The organism is Halobacillus seohaensis (assembly GCF_042663045.1).
Lineage (GTDB): Bacteria > Bacillota > Bacilli > Bacillales > Halobacillaceae > Halobacillus_A > Halobacillus_A seohaensis.
The window spans coordinates 38,139-50,059 of the sequence record NZ_JBHSZV010000020.1 but is presented as its reverse complement, the minus strand read 5'-3'; the positions used below and the strand labels follow the sequence as shown (position 1 = coordinate 50,059).

At 38.1% G+C, this 11,921-nt stretch carries 14 protein-coding genes; 8 read left to right on the top strand and 6 right to left on the bottom strand.

What is annotated here, in order from left to right; translation table 11 throughout:
- Positions 1-24 precede the first annotated feature (24 nt).
- From ACFQIC_RS08635 to mreBH, 5 genes are all read right to left on the bottom strand, one after another.
- The gene (locus ACFQIC_RS08635) at positions 25-945 is read right to left on the bottom strand and encodes a ketopantoate reductase family protein (protein ID WP_204709880.1); all 921 of its coding nucleotides are present in this window, start codon (positions 943-945) and stop codon (positions 25-27) included.
- A 23-nt stretch (positions 946-968) separates the two neighbouring features.
- Positions 969-1,310, bottom strand: a complete 342-nt coding sequence (locus tag ACFQIC_RS08630; protein ID WP_390217037.1) for a DUF1428 domain-containing protein — start codon at positions 1,308-1,310, stop codon at positions 969-971.
- A 56-nt stretch (positions 1,311-1,366) separates the two neighbouring features.
- Positions 1,367-1,732, bottom strand: a complete 366-nt coding sequence (locus tag ACFQIC_RS08625) for a DUF1428 family protein (RefSeq protein WP_204709882.1) — start codon at positions 1,730-1,732, stop codon at positions 1,367-1,369.
- 20 nt (positions 1,733-1,752) lie between these two features.
- Positions 1,753-2,046 carry a hypothetical protein gene (locus tag ACFQIC_RS08620; protein ID WP_204709884.1) on the bottom strand — a complete coding sequence of 98 codons (294 nt, stop codon included), beginning with the start codon at positions 2,044-2,046 and terminating at the stop codon, positions 1,753-1,755.
- A 166-nt stretch (positions 2,047-2,212) separates the two neighbouring features.
- Positions 2,213-3,220 carry a rod-share determining protein MreBH gene (mreBH, locus tag ACFQIC_RS08615; RefSeq protein WP_204709885.1) on the bottom strand — a complete coding sequence of 336 codons (1,008 nt, stop codon included), beginning with the start codon at positions 3,218-3,220 and terminating at the stop codon, positions 2,213-2,215.
- Positions 3,221-3,386: 166 nt separating this feature from the next.
- Here mreBH and ACFQIC_RS08610 point away from each other — a divergent pair, with 166 nt between their 5' ends.
- The 8 genes from ACFQIC_RS08610 to ACFQIC_RS08575 all read left to right on the top strand — a co-directional run bounded on the left by ACFQIC_RS08610 (position 3,387) and on the right by ACFQIC_RS08575 (position 10,268).
- Complete coding sequence (locus ACFQIC_RS08610) at positions 3,387-4,133, top strand: YkgJ family cysteine cluster protein (protein ID WP_204709886.1); 747 nt, start codon at positions 3,387-3,389, stop codon at positions 4,131-4,133.
- Complete coding sequence (locus ACFQIC_RS08605; RefSeq protein WP_204709887.1) at positions 4,123-4,761, top strand: MOSC domain-containing protein; 639 nt, start codon at positions 4,123-4,125, stop codon at positions 4,759-4,761. The genes ACFQIC_RS08610 and ACFQIC_RS08605 overlap by 11 nt, the downstream gene beginning before the upstream one ends.
- A 15-nt stretch (positions 4,762-4,776) precedes the next feature.
- Entirely contained in the window at positions 4,777-5,148 is a 372-nt protein-coding gene (locus tag ACFQIC_RS08600; protein WP_204709888.1) for a DnaJ family domain-containing protein, read from the top strand.
- A 37-nt stretch (positions 5,149-5,185) separates the two neighbouring features.
- Positions 5,186-5,851, top strand: coding sequence for an SOS response-associated peptidase (locus tag ACFQIC_RS08595; RefSeq protein ID WP_204709889.1), 666 nt, complete (start codon positions 5,186-5,188; stop codon positions 5,849-5,851).
- Between the two features lie 48 nt (positions 5,852-5,899).
- Entirely contained in the window at positions 5,900-6,496 is a 597-nt protein-coding gene (locus ACFQIC_RS08590) for an RNA polymerase sigma factor (RefSeq protein WP_390217036.1), read from the top strand.
- Positions 6,493-6,912 (top strand): zf-HC2 domain-containing protein, encoded by a 420-nt coding sequence (locus ACFQIC_RS08585; RefSeq protein WP_204709890.1) that lies wholly within the window; start codon positions 6,493-6,495, stop codon positions 6,910-6,912. Before ACFQIC_RS08590 ends, ACFQIC_RS08585 begins: the two co-directional genes overlap by 4 nt.
- A 3-nt stretch (positions 6,913-6,915) precedes the next feature.
- Complete coding sequence (locus ACFQIC_RS08580) at positions 6,916-8,028, top strand: hypothetical protein (protein WP_204709891.1); 1,113 nt, start codon at positions 6,916-6,918, stop codon at positions 8,026-8,028.
- Positions 8,029-8,099: 71 nt separating this feature from the next.
- Complete coding sequence (locus tag ACFQIC_RS08575; RefSeq protein WP_204709903.1) at positions 8,100-10,268, top strand: sensor domain-containing protein; 2,169 nt, start codon at positions 8,100-8,102, stop codon at positions 10,266-10,268.
- A gap of 43 nt (positions 10,269-10,311) precedes the next feature.
- Here ACFQIC_RS08575 and ACFQIC_RS08570 read toward each other — a convergent pair whose 3' ends face one another.
- Positions 10,312-11,676, bottom strand: a complete 1,365-nt coding sequence (locus tag ACFQIC_RS08570) for an alanine/glycine:cation symporter family protein (RefSeq protein WP_204709975.1) — start codon at positions 11,674-11,676, stop codon at positions 10,312-10,314.
- Positions 11,677-11,921: the final 245 nt, after the last annotated feature.

Below are 11,921 nucleotides of genomic sequence, written 5' to 3'. Positions count from 1 at the left end.
GCTATAAAAACTAGTGGGATTTATTTACTTTTGAAAAGCTTCATAAGGTTTAATCATTGCATGAATCGTTTGAGTATAAGGCATGTCTAAGTTGTGTTCATCTCCAAGTCGGAGAGCTCCTCCGTGTAAATGTTCTACTTCAAGGGGGAGGCCTTTTCTACGGTCTTGATGCATGGATGATGTCATTTCATCATCAAGACCCTTTAATCTCTCGAAAGCAACCTCAACATGTTCTTCTGTTATTTGAATGTTGTGGACGTTTGCTAATTTTCGCATTTCCTCAAGGATGCGTTTAGTAATGATAAACGTTTGGGGTGACTTTCTAATGTCTCCTATAGGCAAATTTGTGGCGGTTGTAATACCTGAAAAAGCGGTGATAAACATATATTTATTCCATATATCCTCGAGAATATTTGGGCTCTGTTTCCCACCCATATTGGCTTGATTACATGCAATTCCAAGTTCTTCACATATTGGTTGCTGAGAAGTGTGAAGAGGGCCAAAGACAAGATCGTGAAAAGGGCTTGTATGTACGACATGGCCGTTTTCATCTAGAGTAGCAATAATATAGGCTAAGCCACCAATCACTGCTTCTTCCCCAAGTTCTTCTTGTAAAATAGGCAGGTGTTCCATCCCATTTAATACAGGTAAGACCTTTGCACCTCTTTGAACAAGAGGCTTTAACCAGCTGATTGTTCCATGCAGGTGATACCCTTTCACGGAAAGGAAGACTAGGTCAGCATTTTCAATTTGTTCAGGGCTTTCTACAATTTGAACGTTAGGTACTTTATAATTACCCTTTTCACTATGTAAATGTAATCCGTTTTTACGCAATTGCTCGGCTCGTCGTTCACGCACTAAATAAATGACATCATGGCCTGCTTCTTGCCATCGTGCTCCGTAATAAGCTCCGAGGGCTCCTGCCCCTAATACTACGATTTTCATTACAAATCACCCCTATTAGTTAATTAAACCATTTTAAATTTAGAACTAATGATTTTATCTATTTCAATAATATCTTTAATGTGATGATTTAGGTAGTGGACCATATCGTTTGAACCTGTATTTTTCATGACTAGATGATAATGATCTTGATCTTTAAAGATGGATTGACCTAACATAACTTCTTCGTCTTCTTCTACTTCAAATAAGTTCAGCAATCCCATCGTTCCTTGATAACCAGTCAATTCGTTTGCATAGTAAATGTTATGTTTCAAGGCACCATGTGAGATTAGGAGATCACCAGTTTTATTTGCCATTTTGATAAATGGTTGTATTTTTTGCTTGTTAACTCTAAAAAAGCAGATCACTGTATAAATTGAACCTCACTCCTTATGATTAGAGACTTTCCCTTTATACAGTTGTACTACACTTCTGACTTGATATCTTGAAACGTCGAAGTGATCATTGAAGTGACATCTACAACTTCACAAATTTGTTCGTAAAGTTCTTTGATGATCTCATCATTGTACATACTATGAATAGCTTGCTCGTACTCGTCTTTGGATTGAAACTCAACCTGCCCTAAATAAAGGACTTCCTCATCATTTAATTCGAATAGATTAAGGAGCCCCATAGCTCCGTGTTTACCAGTTAGAGCATCCTCTTCATATAAATAGGGTTCTCCATTGTATGAAGTTACGATAGGTTTGAACTTTTCAGCAAGGTTCACGAACTGCTGGGCATTATTTTGGTGTAATCGGAAAATAAATAGCGAGATAAATATGATCATCACCTCATTTTGTGTAGATGTTAATTTTTTGTCTCAACGGATGCATCAATCAGTAAAACGAGGGCGGTAATTGTATGCATAATCCAGCCGACAATCGGAATGGCTCCAATGAAGCTTGTGATCATACCAAGAATACTTCCTGAACTGAACTGTTTATCTTTAATGGAAAAGATTAATGTGATGGTATGGAGAGCAAACATAAATAATAGGGGAGTCCAAGACATGCTAAGTATGAATGTGCCGCCTGCAAAGGGAATTGCGAGCAATCCTTCACTAATTCCAGTGACCCATTTTAAAATTGTAGTTCGATTCATTTATTTTCAAAACTCCTTTGCTAATAAGTTTACCCTTGATAGTTCTATTCGCCGATGTTTTCGTGAATTCCTCTTATTTCATCAGTTTAAATAAAATAGGCTAACCTGTAATGGTTAGCCTATTTTAAATGTATTAAAGTTGTGGGGGGATGTCTACTCTTAAGGCTTATTTGGCGGCCTTTTGTATTTTTTGTATCATTTTAAGAGAGCGACCTGTACCGATAGCAACAGACTCTAATGGATTGGATGCCATATGGACAGGGACGGAAATTTCATTAGCGAGCCATTCTTGCATGCCCTTTAATAGAGACCCCCCACCTGTTAGCGTAACACCAAAGTCCACGATGTCCCCGCTAAGTTCAGGTGGGCAATCTTCTAACGTTGCGCGAATGGTCTCAAGAAGCTGTTCTAGCGACTCTTTTATTGCTGATTGAATTTCTGGGGAAGAAATTTCAATAGTTTTAGGTAATCCAGTAACCATATCCCTACCACGAACGTCCATTTTTTCTTCTTGATGATCAATTAGAGAGTAGCCAATTTCCATTTTAATGTTTTCGGCTGTACGCTCTCCGATAAGGATGTTATAAGCTTTACGAACGTATTGGATGATTTCTTCGTCCATGACATCTCCGCCGGTGCGAATGGAACGACAGGATACTACACCACCAAATGAGATAATAGCTACTTCGCTTGTTCCGCCACCAATATCAACGATAACGTTTGCGACAGGTTCATCGACAGGAAGATCAGATCCGATGGCTGCCGCAATAGGTTCTTCAATTAAGTGAACTTGTTTAGCTCCGTAACTTTTCACAGCATTATGGATGGCTCGACGTTCTACCGAAGTGGAACCTGAAGGTGTGCAAATAACTACAGTTGGTTTACGCATAGATACGCCTGACTTACGGCTAACCTTTTTCATAAACTCTTTTAGCATTTGTGTGGTCATATCGTAATCAGCAATTACTCCATCACGAAGTGGACGGACTGGAATAATGTTGCGTGGAGTTTTACCAACCATTTCTTTCGCTTCTTTACCTACAGCAACGACACTTTGTGTTTCTGTATTATAAGCCACAACGGACGGTTCATTTAATAAAATACCTTTAGACTTTGAATATATTAAAATATTAGCTGTACCTAAATCAATTCCTATTTCTGCAGTTGACAACATGTAGCGTACCTCCAAGGATGACAGATTTCTATAATAGTCCTTCTCCTATCTTACTTATTTTATGGGGGTTATATCAATAGGAAGTTAATGGGACCTACTATAGGTAGTCGATAAGGCCTTATCCTGTGTATAATAGATAGAAAGAGAATTAAAGGGGTTTTACCGGATGGAAAGGTATTTGAAACATCAGGAAATCATCGACAGATCAACTAAAATTAATCAATCCTATGAACTAGATACTCAATTTTTTGATGATGTAGTAGATGATTTATTAAATAGCGAGTTGGAAACAGAGGATGTTATATTAAATGGTTTTAATCGATTATTATCAGAAGTAGACCATGAAATAGGACGTATAGAGCAATTTGCGGACATGACTGCGAGCTGCTTTAAAGGTTGTGCCTTTTGTTGTTACTTTCCAATCATTATAAGTAAGATGGAAGCCAAAATGATGATTCGATCGATTGAAAATTTTTCGGAAGAGCGTAAACAGGAAATATACAAGCACTGGGAACAATATTACGAAAACCACAAAGACAAACTAGAACAAGCATTTGCGATGGATCACACAGCTGACTCCACAAAATTAGAATATAAAAAGCTTAATCTACCGTGTCCTATGCTTAACCCTGAAACACAAGCGTGTATGGCTTACGAAGTACGACCGATTCCGTGTCGAACATATTTAAATTATTCTGATCCTCAAGTTTGTGCTGAGAATCATCTTCCAAAAGAACCATTCAGCTATGAATTCTTATACGACTTTTACTTTGGAGCCATCAATGAGATTGTTCAAGCCTTGTACGAAAATGGTGAGGATTTGTTTATTGATTATCCAAGTGATGTATGGAGCTATGACTATTTACCTGCCTGGATTGAAAAGTGGAGAGAGGGGAACTGGAATGAAGTATAAATTAGTTTCTTTAAATGTAGGGGGACCAGAGTGTTACCAAACTGATAAAGGGGAATTAGAGAGTGCTTACCGTAAAACACCTGTAAAGGAACCGACGTTTTTAAGTTTTTTGAATTTTGTAGGTGATGAACAAGCGGATAAGAAGAACCACGGAGGGATCGATCAAGCGGTGTGTCTCTATCCTGCTCAACACTATAAACATTTTGAAAAAGAATATAATCAGTTGTTTCCTTTTCCTTCATTTGGAGAGAATATTACTGTGGATGGCATAGATGAACGGACAGTAAACATTGGAGATATCTTTATGATGGGGGAGGCAGAGCTTCAAGTGACAAAGCCCCGCAAACCTTGTTATATCATTGCCCGTACTCATGGAATTGACGATTTCCCTAAACGTGTACAAACCACGGGGTATACAGGATTCTACCTTCGTGTTCTAAAGGAAGGGTATGTTCAAGCAGGTGACGAATTGCTTCTAAAAGCAAGTAATCCTCATGGAGTAAAGGTTGCTGATGTAAATGATGTGAAATACCATGACCCTCATAATCAAGAGAAAATCAGAAGAATCATTGAGGTTGAAGCTTTTCCTGAAGAAGATCGTGCTTCCTTAATAAAACGTTTATCCTAGAAGGGAGAGTTAGCTATGGATTTCGGTGGTTTGATTGAAGAGAAAATTAAGCAATCAATCAAGCAAGGGGACTTTGAAAATTTACCAGGGAAAGGGAAGCCACTCCCAAAAGATGAATTATCCTATGTCCCTGACGAAATGAGAAACAGTTATCGCATCCTGAAAAATGCCAATATGCTTCCTGAAGAAATGCAACTCAAAAAGGAAATAGTGCAACTGGAAGAATTGCTAGCCCAAAATTATGAAAGTGATCAAGGCCATAAGTGGAACACTCAATTAACAGAAAAGAAGTTGCGGTTCAATATGTTAATGGAAAAGCGTAAGTTGAAAAGTTCCGAAGCTTTTCAGCAATATGGTGGAAAAATCAACAGTAAGTTTGGCTGGTAATGAAGAGATTGATTTTTAAAAGGAGGGGGCTTTCCTTATGTGTGGTCGATTTACTCTTACTGCAGAGGAAGAGGATATAAGACGAGAGTATGGAATAAGGTCGTCTATACCTGACTTTGAACCTAGATATAATATAGCGCCAGGACAAAAAGTATTAGCTATTATTCATGATGGTTCCAAAAAGCGAGCAGGATATATGTACTGGGGACTCGTCCCTTCATGGGCCAAGGATCCAAAAATAGGATATAAAATGATCAACGCCCGTAGCGAGTCTGCTCATGAAAAACCGAGTTTTAAGAAGTTAATGGCTAAGAAACGTTGTTTAATTATTGCTGATAGCTTTTATGAATGGAAAAAAGAAAAGGACTATAAGCAGCCGTACCGAATTCAACCAGAAAATAGACAGCTTTTCGCCTTTGCTGGTCTTTGGGATCAATGGAAAACCGAGGGGGAAGAGCGGTTCACTTGTACTATATTAACGAAAGAAGCGAATGAGTTTATGGGAGATATTCATAATCGTATGCCGGTTATTTTGCCTGAAAGCCAGCAGGATCAATGGATTGAACCGGTGACTTGGGATTCTCAAGGCGCACACGAATTTATAAATCAAGTGGAAATGGAGGGACTCAAAGCTTATCAGGTCAGCACTTATGTTAATTCTGCTAAAAACGAAGGACTAGAATGTGTACAATCTCTTTCTTGAATGAAGCGGGTGGGCTTCGTTCAATTTTTTTGAAAAAATGTAGGGGAAGTGTCAAGGCCATACGTCAGTAGTATAGCAGGTGTAGGAAGGGAGGGGCGAACTATTCAAGATGAACGTCTGATTAAGAAAGTATTAGCTGGGAATCAACAAGCTACTAGAATGTTAATTGAGCGTTACAAAAATCATGTATTTAAAGTAGCTTTAAGTGTACTAAGAGACGAGAACCATGCTGAAGATGTTGCTCAAGAAACGTTTATAAAAATGTTAGATGCCCTTCCTTCCTATAAAGGACCTGGTTTTAAAACATGGCTCGGAAGAATTGCTTTTCGAAAAGCAATTGATGAACAAAGGAAACAGAAAAGAAGATTGGAAAATCCACTCGATAACGGTTTTGAACGTACATTCCTCGAGGATGATCGAGTGGAGGACAGACTCTTATATCGAGAAAAAATTCAACGTGTTCGCCAGGGGATGGAGCAATTGCCCGAGAATTATAAAGATGTTGTGCGAGCCTATTACATAGAGGAGAAAAGTTACCGCGAAATGGCTAAGGAATTTCAACTTGCTGAAAAGACGATCGAAATGAAATTATATCGGGCAAGGAAATGGATGAAAAATCATTGGAAGGAGGAGGATTTTTCGTGAAGCATATAACGAATGAAGATTTTGTTGCCTATATGAGGAACGAGTTAAATGACTCTAATCGAAGCCAAATAGAGGATCATTTAGATGAATGTGAAATATGTTTCTTAAGTTATATAGAATCTGTTACACGATGGAATACTGAATCTGAACTTTCCCCCTCTTTTACAGATAACACGCTTGATGTTTTACAAGAAAAATCTCCAGCTGCTTCAAAAAAATATAAGTCTCAATCTAAGCAAACCCTTGTTCATTATGCATTGGCTGCAGGGTTAACCATTTTGCTAATGGGAAGCGGAGTATTCCAGTATGTATTTTCTGCTTTTGATGATGAAAAGTTTCAAGACCAGCCTTCGATTACAGAACAAGTATTAGATAAAAGGAATTTTTGGCTGAACGAGAAAGAGAGAGGTGAGTAATTAATGAATAAATCCCCGATATTAGCCTTCTTTTTAGCTTTTATCCCTGGTTTTGGACATATGTATTTAGGTCGAGCGGTTCGCGGTGTACTTTACCCCCTTAGTTTTTTCGGGTTATTAGGCCTTTGCTTCTTATTGGTGTTATTTCACGTAACTGGCAATGGATTAGTTATTATATTTCTGGCAGGTGCTGCCTTTATATGGATTGTGAACATGATCGACATTATGATTACTTTAAGTTTAAGAAGTAAGCAATCAGGCAGTGAACAAAATTCTGCTTCATTGACAGCAGCTGTTCAGTCAAGAAGTGAGGAACAAAATGAAAGGTTTTTTACTATTCTTGTATCGTTTATCCCTGGGGTTGGACATTTTCAGATGGGTTTGAAGCAGAGAGGTCTCACTTTTCTAACGGTTTACTTAGGGGCAGGTACAATGATTTTTTTCGTTGCTGTTTTAACTAATCAATCAGGATTTCTTGTCTTTCTTCCAGCTTTGCTAGTAATTTGGATTTACGCTTTATTTGACGCCATTCATTTGCTTAATAAAAAGCAAGCAGGGGAACATGTGGAAGACCGTCCACTTATGGATGATCTAAGAGAACTTAGGTTAAAAGGTGAAAAGAATCGTGTGTTAACGACGGTTCTAGCAGTATTCCCTGGAGCTGGACACTTATATTTAGGGCTTCAGAAAAGAGGACTGCAACTCATGCTTGGATTTTTAACTGCAATCTACGTCTTGGATGTTTTAAGGCTTTCTGTGTTCCTATTCCTTATTCCAGTGATTTGGTTTTTTAGTTTCTTTGATGCACTACAAGAATCGAGTAAATTTCAGGAGGAGGGAGTAGCAGAGGATCGCCCTATTATTAAGAATTTACCTGAACAGAAAAGGTTAATTGGAAGTGTACTCATTTTACTAGGATTGTACTATGTAATTGACTCTGTTTTGTTTCCACTGTTTGCTGACGAAATGCGGAGGGTTTTTAATGTGGATCTATGGAATTACTATCAGCGTTATTTCCAAATCACAATCGTCTCTATTGTACTAATTGGAAGCGGAATTTATCTAATAACAACCAAAAAATCAAAGAACAAAACTCATTCTCCATCTAACTATTAGACTGCTACTCTGTGTAGCGGTCTGTTTTTTTATCATGTATAATTAAACAAAATCGAAACATAGCGAAGGGTGTGGATATACTGGAGTTTAATCCTGTACTAGATCAAGCAAAATTCATAAGCTTGTACGAAGATTTATTTCAATATTCAACAGATCCGTCTTATCAAGAAGCATTAGGTGAATATCATAATAACGTACAAAATCAACTCCTGCTTCATCATCAATTAAAAGAAGGGCTGAAGGATGGGTCGGCTACTCTAATTTATGATAAAGATGGTCGAATTTTAGAAGTTGATGAAAAATTTTGCGCATTAAGCAAGTTGAGCAAGGATTCAATCTTAGGGGAATTCATAAGCGATTGGATGAAGGATAAAACCCACCGTACGTTGTTTAAGGATGGATTAAATAATCTAGGTGAACATGGAATGTGGATAGGAGAAATTTGTTTCGAGACAACTGATCAATTTTGGTTAAAAATGATCGTGATACCTTTAAAGGAAAAAGCAGATTCAGTGATTTGTTATGCAATAGATATTACTGCATATAAGCATGAAGAATTAAATAAATTGAACAAAGTTAAAGCCGATTATTTGAGAACGGTCGATGCACTTGTCAATCTCGTTTTTAAAGTTTGGTTTGATAAAGATGATGATGAATTTTACTATGTGATGTTTGAAGGAAAATTAGCACGTGATATAGGCTTAACAACTAACTATGTTACGGGAAAGACTCTTCTTGAATTATTCGGCCCCGATCAATCCCTCTTTTACAAACAACAATACGAAAAAGCCTTTAGAGGCCATTCCTTTTCCTACAAGCACAGCTATAATCATCGTCATTTTCATACTACTTTATCGCCGATTGAAGAAGAGGGGACCATTTCTGAAATTATTGGAAGTACGGTAGAAGTAACGATGTATGAAGAAGCTGAATCAAAAATCAGGCATATGACTTATCATGATCCATTAACCGACTTGCCGAATCGTCGTAAATTATATGCGGACTTAAATCGTTTGCTCGACAAATCTATTCTTAATCCAGCGGTCACAGTGTTATTTTGTGATTTAGATCGATTTAAGTATGTGAATGATGCACTTGGACATGTGTCTGGCGATCAAGTTATTCAGGTCGTGGGAACACGTATTAATTCCTGTTTAGAAAGAGATATGTATTTGTATCGTTTAACGGGTGATGAATTTATGGTTGTTATGAAGGGAAGTGCTACTAAACAAAAGGTACTTCAAATGGGAAGAAAAGTTCTCGATTGTGTAAAACAGCCGATTCTTTTAAAAGGACAAGAGATTATTGTCACAGCAAGTATTGGTGTGGCTTGTTCTTCAGCAGGAGAGACTTCACAAAAGTTAATCGCCCATGCAGATATAGCTAAACATTATTGTAAAGTCCGTGGGAGAGACAGTGTTCTTTATTATACGGCCGATATGAATAGATCCTACAATCAACACCTCACTTTAGAAAGCTCACTTCGCAAAGCTATCCTCAACCAAGAACTCACTCTCTACTATCAGCCTAAGGTTGATGTGGAAACAGGTTATTTAAGCGGAATGGAAGCCCTTGTGCGTTGGAAGGATTCAGAAAAAGGCTGGATTTCCCCTGGGGAGTTTATTCCTTTAGCAGAAGAGGCAGGAGTTATTTCGCAAATTGATGAATGGGTGCTCTATGAAGCTTGTCGACAGAATAAAGAATGGATTGATCGTGGATATGCGCCGGAAAGGGTTGCTGTTAACGTATCGGCTAATGAAATTCAACACGATAATTTTGCTGAGAAAGTAAAAGCTGTTCTAATAAAAACGGGATTACCTGCAAAATACTTAGAAATAGAAGTGACCGAAAATAGCGTCATGAAAAATACGGAAGAGTGTATTCGCACTATGCAAAATTTGAAGTCCATGGGGGTCACACTTTCTATCGATGACTTTGGAACAGGTTATTCATCCTTAAGTTACTTGAGGCAGTTTCCTATTCATTATTTAAAGATTGATCAGACTTTTATAAGAAATGTACGTACGGATCCGAGTGATGCTGAAATTGTTAAAGCGATAATTCAATTAGCAGATGCTTTTAAACTTGGTGTGGTAGCGGAAGGCGTAGAATGTGAGAAGGTACTAAACTTTTTAAAAGAACTACATTGCCAATCGTATCAAGGGTTCTATTTCAGCAAACCTTTACCACCTGAAAATATTGAAAAACTGATGACAAAAAAGATGGAATATCGACCATAATAAAAACTCCATCGTTCTCAGAACGATGGAGTTTTTAAAGTAATTAACTGTTGTTGTATCGTGCGCGTTTTTCTTCTTCTTTTTCTTCTTTGGCGACTTTCAAGAATTTCTTCGTTTCAGCAGCTACTACTCCAGAGAGGAGCAGGAGCCCTATTAAGTTCGGAAAGGCCATGAGTCCATTCATTACATCAGCAAATAACCAAACGGTATCAAGCTGGGCGATAGCTCCTATAAGTACGAAGGCAACGAATATAACTCTGTAAGCAGTCATGGCGCGATTTCCAGTTAAGTAACCAAAACATTTCTCACCATAATAAGACCAACCAACAATGGTGGAGAATGCAAAGAATATAACACCTAAAGTTACGATGTACATTCCAGTATCACCCAAGAAAACTTGGAAAGCATTAGTAGTGAGATCAGCTCCATCTAGACCGGCATATTCTTGTCCGTAAGCCATGACAATTGTTAAGCCTGTCATTGTACAAACTAGAATTGTATCGATAAATACTTGAGTCATTGATACTAAAGCCTGACGTCCAGGATAATCCGTACGAGCTGCGGCAGCGGCAATTGGCGCAGAACCTAAACCAGCTTCGTTTGAGAAAACGCCTCGGGCTACACCATATCGAATTACGGTACCAAGAATACCTCCACCCACTGCATTTGCAGAGAAAGCATCAGAAAAAATAAGGCCAAAAGCAGCTGGGACTAAATCGGCGTTCAAGAAAATAATAATGAGTGCACCGAGAACATAAAATATTGCCATAATAGGAACGAAGAAAGCTGTCACTCTCCCGATACTTTTAATTCCACCAACTATAACTAAAGCGGAAAATATCGTTAATAAGATACCAGTAATCCACGGGTTAACATTAAATGTTGAATCCATAACGTCTGATACAGTGTTTGATTGCACCATATTTCCTATTCCAAATGCTGCAAGAGCACCAAAAATGGCGAATAAGACACCTAACCATTTTTGTTTAAGTCCACGTTCTAAGTAATACATCGGGCCGCCCGACATTTTTCCGTCTTTTCCCTCTACACGATACTTTACAGCAAGAATAGCTTCTGCGTATTTCGTCGCCATACCAAAAACGGCTGTAATCCACATCCAAAACACAGCTCCAGGACCACCTAATACTACTGCGGTCGCAACCCCAGCAATGTTACCTGTACCAATCGTGGCTGCTAAAGCTGTGGTTAACGCTTGGTAGTGAGAAATATCACCTTTCTCTTTCTCTTGTTTTTTTCCTGGCTTAAACGCGAGCTTTAATGCGTAAGGTAGGGTTTTAAATTGTAAAAATCCAAGACGTAATGTTAAGTAAATACCTGTACCTACTAATAGGATAAGTAGTACGGGTCCCCATACAATTCCACTTGCTGATTCTAAAAAACTGTGAATAGCTCCTAATTCTCCCACATCCACATCCCCCTAAATTTTTAATGAAATCATTTTTATATATTAAATATTCCGAAAATTATTACGAAATGTCAAGTTATATTAAAAAAAAGATTACAAAAATTGGTTTAATATGGCGAAGTTTAGGATAAAAAGACATTATCAAAGAGCGCTTCACTTCGGCGGATTGCTTAAGCTTGTCATGTCTATCGAGGCGTCTCCACTTTTCGTGATGTCTAGTTCCGACG